The sequence below is a fragment of the Pseudomonas sp. UYIF39 genome (genome assembly GCF_029963765.1).
Lineage (GTDB): Bacteria > Pseudomonadota > Gammaproteobacteria > Pseudomonadales > Pseudomonadaceae > Aquipseudomonas.
This window is the reverse complement of the sequence record NZ_JALBYU010000006.1, coordinates 38945-55477: the sequence shown is the minus strand read 5'-3', so window position 1 is coordinate 55477 and position 16533 is coordinate 38945. Positions and strand designations below refer to the sequence as shown.

14 protein-coding genes are annotated in these 16533 nt (G+C 57.4%); 10 read left to right on the top strand and 4 right to left on the bottom strand.

Annotation, left to right across the window (positions count from 1 at the left end):
• Positions 1-88: 88 nt before the first annotated feature.
• Complete coding sequence (locus tag MO767_RS10040; protein ID WP_282480343.1) at positions 89-532, bottom strand: thioredoxin family protein; 444 nt, start codon at positions 530-532, stop codon at positions 89-91.
• Between the two features lie 84 nt (positions 533-616).
• Positions 617-1030 carry a hypothetical protein gene (locus MO767_RS10035; protein ID WP_282480342.1) on the bottom strand — a complete coding sequence of 138 codons (414 nt, stop codon included), beginning with the start codon at positions 1028-1030 and terminating at the stop codon, positions 617-619.
• 448 nt (positions 1031-1478) lie between these two features.
• Between MO767_RS10035 and MO767_RS10030 the strand changes: the two genes are divergently transcribed.
• From MO767_RS10030 to MO767_RS09995, 8 genes are all read left to right on the top strand, one after another.
• The gene (locus MO767_RS10030; RefSeq protein ID WP_282480341.1) at positions 1479-2327 is read left to right on the top strand and encodes a transporter substrate-binding domain-containing protein; all 849 of its coding nucleotides are present in this window, start codon (positions 1479-1481) and stop codon (positions 2325-2327) included.
• A 52-nt stretch (positions 2328-2379) separates the two neighbouring features.
• The gene (locus tag MO767_RS10025; RefSeq protein WP_008015908.1) at positions 2380-3042 is read left to right on the top strand and encodes an amino acid ABC transporter permease; all 663 of its coding nucleotides are present in this window, start codon (positions 2380-2382) and stop codon (positions 3040-3042) included.
• Positions 3043-3050: 8 nt separating this feature from the next.
• Entirely contained in the window at positions 3051-3713 is a 663-nt protein-coding gene (locus MO767_RS10020; RefSeq protein WP_282480340.1) for an amino acid ABC transporter permease, read from the top strand.
• Positions 3710-4516, top strand: a complete 807-nt coding sequence (locus MO767_RS10015; RefSeq protein WP_282480339.1) for an amino acid ABC transporter ATP-binding protein — start codon at positions 3710-3712, stop codon at positions 4514-4516. The genes MO767_RS10020 and MO767_RS10015 overlap by 4 nt, the downstream gene beginning before the upstream one ends.
• Before the next feature lie 29 nt (positions 4517-4545).
• Positions 4546-4935 carry a RidA family protein gene (locus tag MO767_RS10010; RefSeq protein ID WP_282480338.1) on the top strand — a complete coding sequence of 130 codons (390 nt, stop codon included), beginning with the start codon at positions 4546-4548 and terminating at the stop codon, positions 4933-4935.
• A 78-nt stretch (positions 4936-5013) separates the two neighbouring features.
• Positions 5014-5778, top strand: a complete 765-nt coding sequence (locus MO767_RS10005) for an IclR family transcriptional regulator (protein WP_150655657.1) — start codon at positions 5014-5016, stop codon at positions 5776-5778.
• 39 nt (positions 5779-5817) lie between these two features.
• Positions 5818-7035 carry an amino acid deaminase gene (locus MO767_RS10000; RefSeq protein ID WP_282480337.1) on the top strand — a complete coding sequence of 406 codons (1218 nt, stop codon included), beginning with the start codon at positions 5818-5820 and terminating at the stop codon, positions 7033-7035.
• A 142-nt stretch (positions 7036-7177) separates the two neighbouring features.
• Positions 7178-8113, top strand: coding sequence for a sugar kinase (locus MO767_RS09995; protein ID WP_282480336.1), 936 nt, complete (start codon positions 7178-7180; stop codon positions 8111-8113).
• A gap of 123 nt (positions 8114-8236) precedes the next feature.
• On the opposite strand, the gene MO767_RS09990 is transcribed toward MO767_RS09995, so the two are convergent.
• Both MO767_RS09990 and MO767_RS09985 read right to left on the bottom strand, forming a co-directional pair.
• The gene (locus MO767_RS09990) at positions 8237-8512 is read right to left on the bottom strand and encodes a peptidylprolyl isomerase (RefSeq protein ID WP_007898282.1); all 276 of its coding nucleotides are present in this window, start codon (positions 8510-8512) and stop codon (positions 8237-8239) included.
• Between the two features lie 64 nt (positions 8513-8576).
• Positions 8577-11114: a PAS domain S-box protein gene (locus MO767_RS09985; protein ID WP_282480335.1), complete on the bottom strand. Its 2538-nt coding sequence runs from the start codon at positions 11112-11114 to the stop codon at positions 8577-8579.
• Between the two features lie 120 nt (positions 11115-11234).
• Here MO767_RS09985 and MO767_RS09980 point away from each other — a divergent pair, with 120 nt between their 5' ends.
• Both MO767_RS09980 and MO767_RS09975 read left to right on the top strand, forming a co-directional pair.
• On the top strand, positions 11235-12344 hold the full coding sequence (locus tag MO767_RS09980; RefSeq protein WP_282480334.1) for a PilT/PilU family type 4a pilus ATPase: 1110 nt from the start codon (positions 11235-11237) through the stop codon (positions 12342-12344).
• A 317-nt stretch (positions 12345-12661) separates the two neighbouring features.
• A complete protein-coding gene (locus MO767_RS09975; RefSeq protein WP_282480333.1) occupies positions 12662-16516 on the top strand; it encodes a hypothetical protein in 3855 nt (1284 codons plus the stop codon).
• Positions 16517-16533 lie beyond the last annotated feature (17 nt).

Below are 16533 nucleotides of genomic sequence, written 5' to 3'. Positions count from 1 at the left end.
CTTCGCGAGCAGGCTCGCTCCCACAATTGACCGAGTTACCCAAACAGACACGGTCACCTGTGGGAGTGAGCCTGCTCGCGAAAGCGATCTAACAGCAAACCCGCCGATTCAACTGCTGAGTTGCGCGACGCACAGTGCACATCCTTCGCAGGGTCTGGCGCAACCACGCCAGATCGCGAACTGGTTTACGCTTCACCGCTGCCGGTTTCACCTTGCCGATGTACCTGGCGAATTCTTCCTGCAGGGTTTGCTCAGTGCCGATTCCCTTGAGTTTCTTCAGCAGCTTCCCATCCTTGTAAAACAGCACGGTCGGGGTGCCGGTGACGTGCGGGTGGCGGGGGGATTCGGAGGTGTTCAACACATAGATGTTCGCGTGATGACGGTATCGCTCGGCAATCTGGCGAAAGACCGGTTCCGCCCAATCGCAGGCCGGGCAGTGTTCATTGCCGAAATACAGAATCACCGGGCGCCAGGTTTTCAGGGCCTTGCGGTAGACCGGGGCTAGCGCTGCAGGGGTGGTTGTCGAGCTCATTGAAATCTCCGTCTTCAATATGGGCACGTGTTGTAGCGGTGAAGGGGCTGGTAGCCAGATGGCTGGCTACCAGTTGGTCAGACTTCAACGTTGCTCGAGTCGCACATCATCAAAATACGATCCAAAAGTGTCGAACGGACCATCGTTTGCTTGCAGCTTGATCGACACTTTGTTGGTGCCGGCAGGTACAGTGAAGTTTACGAAGTGCGCGCTCCAAGGGGTGCCACCGCCGATATCGAGGCGTCGCATCTCCCATGATGGATGCAACAAAACTTGTGCTGTGCAGGCGGAGCCTCGCTCTGTTTTCATTTTCACGGAAAACCGGAACTCGCCCTCGCTGGCGATCGTCACGTCCTGAGTGATTAGGCCTGGTGCCTGCAAGACACAATAACCGTCTTCATAGCGGGCTTTCTCCGATGTATCAGTCGTCCAGTACTGGCCTTCCTGTGTGAATTCACCATTGCGCAGCAAATTGGCGGTTGAGGATTGTTGAGACATGTGAGAACTCCTGTAAGTGGTTTGTCAAAAAACCGCGACCCCGGCCAATCGCATGGGGGGAAGGTTTGCGCGGTTGTACGGATTGAGCGCTCATAACCTGCGGTCCACAACTGTCAGATCTGACAGGTCAACCCTGAAAACCGATGAACGGTCATAAACTGATAGCCTGGCGCATTAGTGCGAACGGGCAGGCATGCGCCGTGTTTTTATGGTGCGCCACGCACCTTTTGTGGCCTTGCTACTCATGGGTGTAGCCCGCGGTAGCAGCCTCGCCGCGGTCGATGGTGCGCAGTATTCAGGTCAGTTTTTTCTATCCTATTGAATTAATAGCCTTTCCGGATCCACGAAGATTTTCCGTCAATCCTGTGGCACACTTTCTGCTGTCTATTCCGTTGTTACATACCATCTTCCGGTATAGCGGAATAAACATCACTCTGGAGTGCTTGCCATGCATCGCCGACCTTCCTTGTTTAAAGCGTGTGTTTTTGTTCTCGCGGCTTCGGCTGCTGTCATGGGTGTGGCCCAGGCGGCGGACAGTAAGCTCGATAGCGTGCTGGCCCGCGGGAAACTGATTGTGGGCACGGGCAGTACCAATGCGCCGTGGCACTTCCAGGGAGCGGATGGCAAGTTGCAGGGTTTTGATATCGATATCGCGCGGATGGTGGCGAAAGGGTTGTTCAACGATCCGAGCAAAGTCGAGTTCGTGGTGCAGTCGTCCGATGCGCGGATTCCTAACCTGCTGACCGACAAGGTCGACATGAGCTGTCAGTTCATTACCGTCACCGCCAGCCGTGCCCAGCAAGTGGCATTCACACTGCCGTATTACCGCGAAGGTGTGGGCCTGCTGTTGCCGGCCAACAGCAAGTACAAGGAAATCGAAGACCTCAAAGCCGCCGGCGACAGCGTGACCGTGGCGGTGCTGCAGAACGTGTACGCCGAAGAACTGGTGCATCAGGCGTTGCCCAAGGCCAAGGTCGATCAGTACGACAGCGTGGACCTGATGTATCAGGCGGTGAACTCTGGCCGTGCCGACGCCGCGGCCACTGATCAGTCGTCGGTGAAATACCTGATGGTGCAGAACCAGGGGCGCTATCGCAGCCCGGCTTATGCCTGGAGCCCGCAAACCTACGCCTGCGCGGTCAAGCGCGGCGATCAGGACTGGCTGAACTTCGTCAACACCACATTGCATGAAGCCATGACCGGCGTTGAATTCCCGACCTACGCGGCCTCCTTCAAGCAGTGGTTCGGTGTCGATCTGCCGTCGCCAGCCATCGGTTTCCCCGTCGAATTCAAATGATCCCGTGAGAGCGGGGCGGTCATGAATCGCCCCGTTCAAGGTACCGCTGACCATGAACTATCAGTTGAATTTTGCCGCCGTGTGGCGCGATTTCGACACCTTGCTGGCGGGGCTCGGTCTGGGCCTTGAACTGGCGCTGGTGTCGATCGCCATCGGCTGCGTGATCGGCCTGATGATGGCGTTTGCTTTGCTGTCAAAGCACCGCGCTTTGCGGGTGCTGGCGTCGGTGTATGTGACGGTGATCCGTAACACGCCGATTCTGGTGTTGATTCTGTTGATCTACTTCGCCTTGCCCAGTCTGGGCATTCGTCTGGACAAGATCCCGTCGTTCATCATCACCCTGTCGCTGTATGCCGGGGCCTATCTGACCGAGGTGTTCCGCGGCGGGCTGTTGAGCATTCCCAAGGGGCAACGTGAAGCGGGGTTGGCGATTGGTTTGGGCGAGTGGCAGGTCAAGGCGTACGTCACCGTGCCGGTGATGCTGCGCAATGTGCTGCCGGCCCTGTCGAACAACTTCATTTCGCTGTTCAAGGACACTTCGCTGGCCGCGGCGATTGCCGTGCCGGAGCTGACCTATTACGCGCGCAAGATCAATGTCGAGAGCTACCGGGTGATTGAAACCTGGCTGGTGACCACAGCGCTCTATGTGGCGGCCTGTTACCTCATTGCGATGATGCTGCGTTACCTCGAGCAACGTCTGGCGATTCGCCGATAGGAGGCCACATGTACGAATCCCCCAGTTGGTTGCATGAGTTGTGGGTTGCCCGTGAAGTGTTGTGGCAAGGCTTTCTGACGAGTGTGCAGGTCTCGGCCCTGGCGATTTTGTTGGGCACGATGGTCGGCATCGTCGCGGGTCTGGTGCTGACGTACGGCAAGTTCTGGATGCGCGCGCCGTTTCGGTTTTACGTCGACCTGATTCGTGGCACGCCGGTGTTTGTGTTGGTGCTGGCCTGCTTCTATATCGCGCCGGCGCTGGGCTGGCAGATCAGTGCCTTTCAGGCCGGTGCGTTGGGGCTGACGCTGTTTTGCGGCTCCCACGTCGCCGAGATCGTGCGCGGTGCGTTGCAAGCGTTGCCCAGCGGCCAGATGGAAGCGAGCAAGGCCATTGGCCTGACGTTCTATCAATCCCTCGGTTACGTGTTGTTGCCTCAGGCGTTGCGGCAGATCTTGCCGACCTGGGTCAACTCGTCCACCGAGATCGTCAAGGCTTCGACGCTGCTGTCGGTGATCGGCGTGGCTGAGTTGCTGCTCAGCACGCAGCAGATCATCGCCAGGACTTTCATGACCCTCGAGTTTTACCTGTTCGCCGGATTTCTGTTTTTCGTCATCAACTACGCCATCGAATTACTCGGCCGGCACATTGAAAAGCGGGTGGCCTTGCCATGACTCAATCTTCGCTCTCTATCCTAAAAGAAACTCAAAACGGTCAGCCCCTGCTGGACATTCGCGGGTTGCACAAAAAGTACGGCCAGCTCGAAGTGCTCAAGGGCGTCGACCTGACCATGCAGCGCGGCAACGTCGTGACGCTGATCGGTTCCAGCGGCTCGGGCAAGACCACACTGCTGCGTTGCGTGAACATGCTCGAAGAGTTTCAGGGCGGGCAGATCATGCTCGATGGTGAGTCCATCGGTTATGACGAGGTCAACGGCAAGCGCGTGCGTCACCCGGAAAAAGTCATCGCTCGGCATCGGGCCATGACCGGCATGGCGTTCCAGCAGTTCAACCTGTTTCCGCACCTCACAGCGTTGCAGAACGTCACCCTCGGTTTGCTCAAAGTAAAAAAGCTGCACAAGGACGAAGCCGTGGCGCTGGCGGAAAAATGGCTGGAGCGGGTTGGCCTGCTGGAACGGCGCGATCACTTCCCCGGTCAGTTGTCTGGCGGTCAGCAGCAGCGCGTGGCGATTGCCAGGGCGATTGCGATGAACCCGAGCCTGATGCTGTTCGACGAAGTGACCTCGGCCCTCGACCCGGAACTGGTCGGCGAAGTGCTGACCGTGATCAAGGGCCTGGCCGATGAGGGCATGACCATGCTGCTGGTGACCCACGAGATGCGTTTTGCCTTCGAGGTATCGGACAAGATCGTTTTCATGAACCAGGGGCGGATCGAAGAGCAGGGGCCTCCCAAGGAACTTTTTGAACGCCCGCAATCACCGCGTCTGGCTGAATTTCTCAAGAACACGCGGTTTTAAACATCCATTTTCAATCAGGAGAAACACTCATGAGCATTACTCGATACGGCACCGGCAGCACTGCCGCTGGCGGTCAGCCTCGCCCTTTCGCCCGCGCCGTTGAAGCCGAGGGCTGGCTGCACGTTTCCGGGCAGGTGCCGGCGAAGGATGGCGAAATCATTACCGGTGGCATCGTCGAGCAGACCCACCAGACCATGAGGAACCTGATCGCGATTCTCGAAGAGGCCGGTTACGGTCTGGAAGATGTGGTGCGTGCTGGTGTGTGGCTGGAGGACCCAAGGGATTTCACGAGTTTCAACAAGGTATTCTCCGAATACTTCAAACCCGAGCACGCCCCGGCCCGGGCCTGTGTGCAGGCGAACATGATGGTCGATTGCAAGGTCGAGATCGACTGCATCGCGTACAAGAAAAAGGCTTGATCCGAGTCGCGAAGGCGGCCTAACGATTGCCGCTGCACTCTGGTTAAACTCCCGGCACTTTGTATGGGAACCAATGACATGACCGAAGACACCATCAAGCGCCGGGCCCGCGGTCTGGACCGGGCGTTCGATATCCTCGATTTCCTCAAGGAAGTCGGCAAGCCCCTGCGCCCGAACGAAATCGCCAGCGGCATCGGCAGCCCGAAATCCACGGTCTACGAATTGGTTGCCTCCCTGCTGGAGCGACGAATTCTGGAGGCCGTGGGCAAGGACGGTCACGTCTACCTCGGCCGTCAGCTGTACTTCCTCGGGCAGGCGCATTTGCGCCATTTCGACCTGACCCGCGAGGCCGATCACGCCTTGCAGGAGATCGTCAGCCAGACCCGCGAAACCGCGCAGATGTGCCTGCTCAACGGACGCAAATACACCGTGGCCTTGATGAAAGAGGGCGAGCGGCATTTCCGCATTTCCTCGGACATCGGCGAGAACGCGCCGATTCCCTGGACCGCTTCCGGGCGCCTGCTGCTGGCGCACTTGAGCGACCAGGAAATCGTCGACCTGATTGACCACGACGACTTCATCCTGCCCAACGGCGAACGCCTGCCGCTGGAGCAATTTCTCGGTGAAATCCGTCAGGCCGATATTGATGGCTTCTTCTCTTTCGATAGCGTCGCGGACACCTTTACTCACTGCTTTGCCGCCCCGGTGAAAGACCCGAACGGCGTGGCTATTGCGACCCTGTGCATCGTCGCCCCGCGGGCCGATGCCAAGAACAATTACAACGACTACCGCCGGGTGCTGATCGACAGCGCCAACAGCCTGGCCCGTCGCATCAACGAATAACAGCGGCTGCCTGCGGCCGCGAATGTGAGGAGTTCGACCATGTTTTCTGCCAAAAATACCGCCACCGTGGAAAAGGGCTTTGCCCACACAGGTGCCAATCTGGTGCGCGACGTCAGCCTGCCTGCGCTGGTGCTGCACCGCGAAGCGCTGGAACACAACATTCGCTGGATGCAGACCTTTGTCAGCAACAGCGGTGCCGAACTCGCCCCCCACGGCAAAACCAGCATGACCCCGGCGCTGTTTCGCCGCCAACTGGACGCCGGCGCCTGGGGCATCACTCTGGCCAGCGCCACGCAAACCCGTGCGGCTTACGCCCATGGCGTGCATCGGGTGCTGATGGCCAACCAATTGGTCGGTACGCCGAACATGGCGTTGATCGCCGATCTGCTGGCGGACCCGACCTTCGAATTCCATTGCATGGTCGATCACCCGGACAACGTTGCTGACCTCGGAGCGTATTTTGCCTCCCGCGGTGTGCGCTTGAACGTGATGATCGAGTACGGCGTGGTCGGCGGTCGTTGCGGTTGCCGCACGGAAGACGAAGTGGTCACGCTGGCCAAAGCCATTGCTGCACAACCGGCATTGGCGCTGACGGGGATCGAAGGTTACGAAGGGGTGATTCACGGCGATCACGCGGTGAGCGGCATCCGTGCGTTCGCAGATTCTTTGGTGCGCCTGGCCGTGCAGTTGCAGGACAGCGGCGCGTTCGCCATTGCCAAGCCGATCATCACTGCGTCGGGTTCGGCCTGGTATGACCTGATCGCTGAATCCTTCGAAGCGCAGAACGCCGGCGGGCGTTTCCTCAGCGTGCTGCGTCCCGGCAGCTACGTGGCGCACGATCACGGCATCTACAAAGAAGCGCAATGTTGCGTGCTAGACCGCCGCAGCGACCTGCACGAAGGCCTGCGCCCGGCGCTGGAAGTCTGGGCTCACGTGCAGTCGTTGCCGGAGCCGGGTTTCGCGGTGATCGCCCTGGGTAAACGCGACGTGGCCTACGATGCGGGGTTGCCGGTGCCGCTGTTGCGTTACAAGGCGGGCATGGTGCCGGCGACGGGCGATGATGTCAGCGCCTGCAAGGTGACGGCAGTGATGGACCAGCATGCGTTCATGACCGTGGCGCCGGGGGTTGAGTTGCGGGTGGGGGACATTATTTCCTTTGGTACTTCGCACCCGTGCCTCACGTTCGACAAGTGGCGTATCGGGTGTCTGGTCGATGAGCAACTGAACGTCATTGAAACCATGGAAACCTGTTTCTAAGGCTCCAGACCGAGGCGCGGCCATCGCGAGCAAGCTCGCTCCCACAGGGATTGTGTGAACACTGAATATCCCATGTGGGAGCGGGCTTGCTCGCGAAAACGGCCTCCCAGACAACACAGAAACACCAGAGACTACAAAAACAATGAACACCATCAGCACCCTCGGCCCCAACACCCCGCGCATCGCCCTGATCGGCGAATGCATGATCGAGTTGCAGCAACGCGCCGACGGCAGCCTGCAACAGAGTTTCGGCGGCGATACCTTGAACACGGCGGTCTACCTGTCCCGGGAGTTGGGCGAGGGCGGCACGGTGGATTACGTCACTGCCCTGGGCGACGACAGTTTCAGCGATGCGATGTGCCAGAGCTGGGCCGACGAAAACATCGGGCTGGGCATGGTCCAGCGTTTGCCCGGCCGATTGCCTGGCTTGTATTGCATCCAGACTGATGCTGCCGGCGAACGGCGTTTTCTCTACTGGCGCAATGAAGCGGCAGTCCGCGATTGTTTCACCACCCCCGCCGCCGCGCCGATCCTCGCGGCACTGCCGGATTACGATGTGCTGTATTTCAGTGGCATCACCCTGGCGGTGCTCGGCGTGCAAGGACGGGAGATGTTGCTGGAAACCCTGATCGAAGCCCGGCAGCGGGATGCGCGGATCGTGTTCGACAACAATTACCGGCCACGGTTGTGGGCGTCGATCGAGGACGCACGGGCGGCTTATCGCAGCGTTCTGCCCTATGTCGACCTGGCGTTGCTGACCGTTGATGACGAGCAGGCGCTTTTTCATTTTTCCGATTGCGAGGCGGTGTTTGCGGCTTACGAGCAGATTGGCACGCCTGAAGTGGTACTCAAGCGTGGCGCCGAGGCGTGTCTGATTCGGTGTGATGGAGAGTCGTTTGAAGTGCCGGCGCAGGTGGTCGAGCGGGTGGTGGACACCACGGCGGCGGGGGATTCGTTCAGTGCGGCGTATTTGGCCAGTCGCCTGAAAGGAGGCAGCCCGGTTGAGGCTGCTGAAGCGGGCCATCGCTTGGCGAGTCGGGTGATTCAGGTGCCCGGTGCGCTGATCCCCAAAGATTGAAACGCAATCCCCTGTAGGAGCTGCCGAAGGCTGCGATCTTTTGATCTTGCTCCTTTCGGGACAGCTGAAAATCAAGAGCAAAAGATCGCAGCCTTCGGCAGCTCATAGGGCCTTTAAAGCCCCTCAATCCCGGTAAAACACCTGCACCAGGTGATAGCCAAACTTGCTCTTGATCGGCCCATGCACAACCCGCAATGGTTTTTTGAAGATCACGGCATCGATAACACCGACCATCTGCCCGGGCCGCACTTCACCCAAGTCGCCGCCGCGCTTGCCGGACGGGCAGGTGGAATACTTCTTGGCCAGCACATCGAAGGCTTCGCCCTTGGCGATGCGTTGTTTGAGCTGTTCGGCTTCTTCCGAGGTTTTCACCAGAATATGGCGGGCTTGAGCTTTCATGGGCAGTACCTTGCAACGGTGGTGGCTATGTTGGTGCCAGCGGGGGGCGCGATTATGCCTCAACTCAGTCCGGTTGACCGATCATCGCGCGAATCTTGTTGGCCAACAGGTCAATGGAAAAGGGCTTGGCCACCATGTCCATGCCTTCCTCCAGGAAGCCCTGGCGCTCGGCGGCTTTTTCCGCATACCCGGTCATGAACAGCACTTTGAGTTTGGGGCGGTGCTGGCGGGCAATCTCCGCCAGTTGTCGACCGTTCATTCCTGGTAGCCCGACATCGGTGACCAGCAAATCGACCCGCAGGTCGGATTCCAGCAGGGGCAGGGCGGTCTTCGCGTCTTGGGCTTCATGGGCGTGGTAACCCAGCTCGTTGAGCAGGTCGAGCACCAGCATGCGCACCGCCGGATCGTCCTCCACCAACACCACTGTTTCACCGGCGATCGCGGCCGGCGCTTCGCTGGTGACCGGCTTCAGGATGTTTTCGGGCTCTGCGGCGTGCAGCCGCGGCAGGTACAGACGAACGCTGGTGCCCTGGCCTGGCAGGCTGAACAGGCTGACATGCCCACCCGACTGCTGGGCAAAACCATAAATCATCGACAGCCCAAGACCGGTGCCCTGGCCGATAGGTTTGGTGGTGAAGAATGGGTCGAAAGCCTTGGCCAGCACCGACGGTGTCATGCCGGTGCCGTTGTCGCTGACGGCAATCATCAGATAATCCCCGGCCTTGACCGGTTCCAGGGTGTTGATGTCACTGCTGTCGAGGTAAACGTTGGCGGTTTCAATCCGCAACTCGCCGCCATCGGGCATGGCGTCCCGGGCGTTGATCACCAGATTGAGCAGGGCGTTTTCCAGCTGGCTGACGTCGGTGCTGACCGGCCAGACGTCATCGGCCAGTTGCAGTTTGAGGTCGATGTGGTCGCCCTTGGTCCGGCTCAGCAGATCTTCCAGGGAATGGATCAGATCATTGGCGTTCAGTGGCTTGCGGTCCAGGGACTGACGTCGAGAAAACGCCAGCAGGCGATGGGTCAGGGCGGCGGCGCGATTGGCCGAGGACACTGCAGCCTCGGTGAAACGGCTAACCTCGGCGGCGCGCCCGTCGGCGATGTAGCGCTGCATCAAATCGAGGCTGCCGATGATCCCGGTGAGCATGTTGTTGAAGTCATGGGCGATGCCGCCGGTGAGCTGGCCGAGCGCTTCCATCTTCTGCGCATGGCGCAACGCCTCCTCGGCGCGCTCACGTTCGAACATCTCGTTTTGCAGTCGCTGGTTGGCTTCGGCTAATTGCTGGGTGCGGGCGGCGACCCGTTCCTCAAGGGTTTCGTTGAGGTTGCGCAGGGCTTCTTCGGTCTGTTTGCGCTCGGTTTCGTCAATCACAAAGATATAGAAACCATTGACCGCACCATCCGCGCCGTGGCGCGGCAAGTAGTTCATCAGGGCATGGCGGATGCTGCCGTCACGGTGCGGGGTGCTGATGCTGAAACAACAAGGCTTGCCGGACAGGGCCTGGGCGATGTGTTCGGCGCGCAAGGCATAGGCGTCTTCACCCAGTACTTCACGGATGGTTTTGCCAAAGAGCTCCTGAGGCGTCAGCCCGTACCAGTCGAGGTAGGCCGCATTGTTCAGGCGAAAGCGTTCCTCGCTGTCCACGTAGCTGATCAGAATCGGCATGGCGTTGATGATCAGTTGCAGCTCGGTCTGACTTTGGCGCAAGGCTTGTTCTGTGTGTTTACGTTCGGTCAGGTCCAGGGCCGCGCCGAGGAAGCGAATCGGCCGGCCATGGTGGTCCTTGTAGCAACGACCCCGGGCAAACACCCAGCGTAGCTGCCCGTCGGGTTGCAGCAGGCGATACTCTTCGGCGTATTCGGTGCCTTGGGAGATGGAGTGCTTGATGCTGCGGGCGACCATGGCGCGGTCTTCCGGGTGCACGCCCTGGAGGTAGGCGCTGATGGGCAACTGGCTGGCGAGCAGCGGGTCGATACCGTGTAATTGGGCGAAGTGGGTGTCGGCAATGAAGCGGTCCTCGCCGATGTCCCAGTCCCAGGTGCCGACGGCGTCGGTGGCCGCGAGGGCTAGTTGCAGGCGCTCCTCGGTTTCGTGCTGGGCCTTGAGGCTGGCGGCCGAACGCTGCTCGAGTTCGAGGGCGATGCGCCGGCGTTCGTTGGTTTCGATGGCGGTGACCAGAATCCCGGCGACCTGGGCGCTTTCATCGCGGATCGGGCTGTAGGTCAGGTCCAGCCAGAAGTCGGAATCATGGCCATCGCGCTGTAAGGTGAAGCGCTGTTCGCAGTAGGTCCGCACCTGTCCTTGTAGGACGGCGCTGTAAATGGGGTCGGTAAAGTCTTTTAGCTCTGGCCAGATCAGGTGTGTCGGCTGTCCGAATGCGTGTGGATGCTTGCTGCCGGCCAGCAGGGCGAAGCCGTCGTTGTAGATCTGCGTGAGTTGCGGGCCCCACAGCAACAGCATCGGCATCGGCGAATGAATCACGATATCCACGGCGGTTCGCAGGCTTTGCGGCCAGGTACTGGCAGCGCCCAGCGGGCTGCGCCTCCAGTCCAGTCGGGCAATCAAGGCCTGGGCGTCGCTGCCGGTCGGTGATGCGTTCATCAAGATGTCCTGCATTTAAGTCGGTGTAGCGGTGTCGACTATCCTTGTACCGCAGTAGACGCTGGATGACCCAATTTGGGTCATTTTTATTCATTGAATGCTTCGCGGGTGCTTTTTGCCATGGAAATCGATGCACTGTTAAGGCTCCTGGCCAGCCAGAATGGCTCCGATCTTTATCTGTCTACCGGTGCGCCACCCAGCGCACGGTTCGAGGGTGTGCTTAAACCCTTGGCCGATCAGACGTTCAAGCCGGGAGAAGTCGCGGCCATTGCCGCGTCCATCATGGACGCCGAACAGCGTCTGGAGTTCGACCGGGAGCTGGAGATGAACCTGGCGATCTCTTTGACCGGTATCGGGCGCTTTCGGGTCAATATCTTCAAACAACGCAACGATGTGTCGATCGTGGCGCGCAATATCAAACTCGACATTCCGCGTTTCGAAGACCTCAAACTGCCGCTGGTGCTGCTCGAAACGGTGATGCTCAAACAAGGACTGATGCTGTTCGTCGGCGCCACCGACTCGGGCAAGTCGACCTCGCTGGCCGCATTGATCGACTACCGCAATCGCCACAGCAGTGGCCACATCATCACCATCGAAGACCCGGTCGAGTACATCCATCGGCACAAGCTGTCGATCATCAACCAGCGTGAGGTCGGCGTCGATACCCGCAGTTTTCACGCCGCATTGAAAAACACCCTGCGTCAGGCGCCCGACGTGGTGCTGATCGGCGAAATCCGTGACCGCGAGACGATGGAGCACGCGCTGGCGTTTGCCGATACCGGTCATCTGGTTATTTCCACGCTGCATGCCCACAACGCCCATCAGGCGCTGGACCGGATCATCAATTTCTTCCCTGAAGAGCGCCGGCCGCAACTCCTGCATGACCTGGGCAACAACCTCAAGGCGTTCGTGTCTCAACGGTTGGTGCATGCCCGCGACGGTCAGCGACGGGCGGCGGTGGAAGTGATGATCGGCACGCCGACCATCGGCGATCTGATTCGGCGCAATGAGTTTTCAGAACTGAAGGGGATCATGGAGAAGTCTTCAGAGGCGGGGATGCAGACCTTCGATGGGGCGCTGTTCGAGCTGTTTGCCGAGGGTGCGATCGATGAGGCAGAGGCGTTGAAACATGCGGATTCATTGAACAACCTGCGCCTGCGGCTGAAAATGCACGCCGAGGCCACGCCCGGCCCCCATACACCACCGGGTGAATGGGGGCTGGTGGACTGACACCAAAGGAGCTGCCTTCGGCAGCTCCTGTAATAAGTTGGTTGTCGCAGGTGATGTCGGTGAGAAGAATTGCAGCATGCTGATTGTTGACTAATAACCTGAAGTTACATCTGACACATCAGGGAAGTGCCACTTCTGTAAGTTACTTGATTTTCTGGGTGCGGGACTTGATGGGCTGATTTTTGGCTGGCTAGTTGTACTGTGGTTGGTCTGTCGGAAATGTTACTTAATAGATTGGCGCTGGATTGCTCGGCCTGAGTAAGTAAGATCTACCTGGGCTGAATAAGTCAGTCAGTTAATTTATTAAGGGTTGGGCTATGCATTTTGAATTAAGGGATAAGTTCTATAAGTCTCTGGGTAATTTCGGCAGAGAGGAGTCGTTGCGTCAAGACGCGGATGCAGCTGAGCGGAAATTGATTTTGGACAAACTGAAGGATTGTTTGGCAAATTACAGTGGCGACGAAACAATAGACTGGTTTGACTACGAGATGGAGTTGCAGAAGGGCTCATCTTTGTATGATGTCTATGTGCCGGGAAGCGTACTGTTGAACGAACTACTCAGTACGGTTGCAATAAGAAGCGCACTAACCCAAGAAAATTTGAGTGATGCCGAACTTATTCGTGTTACCGATTCTGGCAAGCTGGAAGTGTATGACGGCCATGGTTGGAGAGATCTCGTCGCACTGGGATATTTTGCCCACCGTGAGGCTGTCCGAGCTTCAATGGAGGTCTTGGCGGATATTGCCAAAGAGGCCGGAGGTTGTCTGTGGGCGGACAACATTGTAATTATCGATCAGTGGCTTCAATTTTATGGCTTTGATGTGCCAAAGTCCGTTGCGCAGCTCAGAAACCTGATCGGCTACTTCGAGTTTGACTTTCCTGAAGTTGATAATTTTGGCAGTTATTGGGGGCAGGTCATCACCGATGATCAATCGTTGATCGTATTGTCTGCCGAGCAACTTAATGATATTCGTCAGGCCACTGCAAAACTTATAGCTCCAGACGAAAAGCTGCTGGATAAACTGTACCGCGAAACGGGTGGCACTATTGCAACGCACGATAACGCCGCCGAACGTATCGTTCAGTTGGTCAAGCATCCGGCGGCCCAAGCCTGCGCCAGGAAACTCCTGAAGGAACTGGACTGGTTCGGTGCAAAATCCGGGCAAGACGTCTCTGCACAGGATCTTGGGCAACTATTGATAACGGCTATTTTGCTGGAGCTGTATCCGCACATTGGTAACGCTCAAGCCAGAAAGAGCATCGGCGGGCTCGATTTGTATGCACCGACCAATGTCGAACGATCTTCGTCGGTCGTGCGCAAGGAGCTGGAAACCTTTCTACACAGCAAAGGCTGGGTGAATCCTGTCGTGGCGCCATTGGCATCAAACCTGCTGCTGGCGGAAATCGCGCCAGAATTTCTGGTCAAGGGTGTCCCGTCGTCGCTGATGATGGGTTCGGTTGGCTGGGTGTCCTTCTGCCTTGGAGTTGCCTTGGTGGAAGCGGTCACCAAGGGAGCTTCGCGGGTTTTGACGTATACGCAGATTATGGCGTATGCCGAACTGGAGCCAGTCAGTGATCCACTGGCACGTCTGCGGGGTTTGACAATGATCGATCCAATCGTTGACTGGGCCCTGATTAATGGCGTGGTGACGACAACGGAACTTAAGCAAGCGGAAAAGGAAACGACTGAGCGGGCAATGACAGTGTTCGAGGAGTACGTGGACGGCACGCACCTTGCCCGCGCCTATACCAGCTCCATTCCAAGCAGAGAAGACATCGCACGGGCAGCTGTGACGAAAGCCGCGCCAACTTGTGATTTCCTGGAAGATAAAATTATCTATCAGCAACCCGGCCTATATGCCTCACCTACCGCCATGTCCATGGTCGACCTGCATATGTCCGGTGACCTGGTGGGTGGCCTCTGGGATCTGCGTGCGGTTTTCCCCAACCCCTACTCTAACGCACCCAATTTGCATGGAAATATTACCAATCATAAAAATAACAGTTTCTATGATCCATCCGTACTCAGCATTCACGATCGTTATCCGAGGCTGCGGCGGCTGGCGCCCAATAATGATGAGTATCACCGCCAACTGCGGATTTACCTCGGCAATTTGAATAATGCGGTGGTCAGGAATGTGAAGATGGCCCTTTCACACATGCCTCCCTTCGATCTGGAAACCTTTCTGAAAGGCAAGATCACCTTCTTTACCCTTCGCAGCCCGGCGATAGAGACATCCTCCAACCGTTTTGGGGGGCCGTTGATACTTGAAACAGACTATGAAACTCAACAAGGCAAAGATGCTGTCACGGGGCGTTTTGGTATTGTCATGTGCGCTTCTCTTGGAAACACTGTTACGTGCTATGAACTGTTTACCTTGCGTGGTGAACTACGTAGAAACAACACGCTTGGTGCGCTGATCGCCAACACAGGAAAATTGCAGGGCACGGCCAGAGTAGATTTTAAAGGTGATCTGAAAGCGCAACAGGTGCCGACGAATCCAGAACGATTACCGATTATCCTTAGTGAATACACCCATGGTCTTCTAGAGGCCAGTTCGGCCAGCAGTAGCGTGGCGATAATTGACAAGTTGGGTGAGCTTGCCGCGCCCGCTACGCCGTCGGAGCGGAAGCAGAGCGTTTATCAAAATTTTGATAATTCGCAGATTGTTCGAATTGCTAGGTTCATCGTCAACAATCGTCCGATGATGACGTTTGACGAACTTGAAGCAGTCACCACTGTGCCAACAGTGCTTGAAAGCCAGCGCAAAAAAGGCGAAGAAAACGCGACGTATATTGTCGATCTGGTCGTTCCCTTTAAAAAGTGCATCGAGGATCTATCTTCCGGGGAACACAATAAGATGGTCGATGGGATGTATGGCTGCGTTATGGATGTCATCGCAGTGGGTGGAGCGTTTGTGGGGGCTGGTGCCAAAGCACTGAGCATCTCGGCGAAGGCTATCTCCACGGCTTCCAAAGCCGCCCGCCTGACCAAGCTCGCTTTCGTCACATCTGTTTCCCTCTTCAATCCCGTGGATGGCGTACCTACGGCATTGTTCGGAGTCGGGAAACTTGTCCATAAGGGGGCGCTGCGATTTACCAGGCAGGCTCACGAGATGCTCGGACTGGCGCGATCCCAGTTGCACAAACTCAATGGCCGTCATAAAACCTACGACCTGATTTGCGCAGCCAAAAGCGTCGATGCCACCGGACAGGGTACCTGGCGACCCCGTGGTGCAACCGGTGACACGCTAACGGTGGTGGCAGAGCGTAGCGCCCAACAATGGTATGCCCTTGATCGACTGGGCAAACCCTGGGGACCAAAACTGAACAACTTCACCTTTCAGGCACCTATCAGGTTGCCGCGATTCAGTAAGACATTGCCCGTCAGCTATACCCGACAGTTCATTGAGCAAAGCTTGCCGCTGGCGCGTACAAAAATCGAAAACGCGATCAACGTCTTTACCCGTCTTGACTTAACGAAGGAACGCAACGCAATCATCAAGGTACTGATGGGAAGCAACTCGAGCGATGCATTCGAACGGTTGTTGAACTATCTGAGATTGGTCAGGGCAGACTTTGCAGGTCTTTCCATGAGTAACATCTTTCTCGATCCGCTCAAGAACACTAACAATATTGCTGCTTTCAACATGGACGCTTACAAGCGATGGAAAGATGCAAAAGACCAATCTGACACGAAATTCATCGAAATCTATACGCCCAATCTCAACAAGCACTTCATCGGTCTGGGCTTCAACCATGACGTCGTGGCAGACGACTTGATTCATGAGGTGTTCCACGGTGTTTCACAGACCGAAGATGTCAGCTATGCGCGCGATGCAGGGCGCACCGGCGAAAGAGGGCAATTGCTGGATGTGGCTTCGCTGCTGAACTTGGCGTCGGGACGTCTGCCGGTTACGGATGAAGGCCGTGCCTGTCATGCCAGTTCCAAAACCTTTGAAAATGCTGACTCACTGGCTGTGACCACCTCGCTACTGAGCCAGCTGTATACGGACAAGAATAGTTATGAACTCAATATGTCCACCCTGCGCAGCGCGCTTGAAGCAAACCCCGGTAGCGCGATTGACGAGCCGGTTCTGATCACTCTGAACAACTCTATTGCGCCGAATCCTGTCAGTGGAAGGCGCCCACCTGGTTCGCACATGGATTAACACACATCCGCATGATC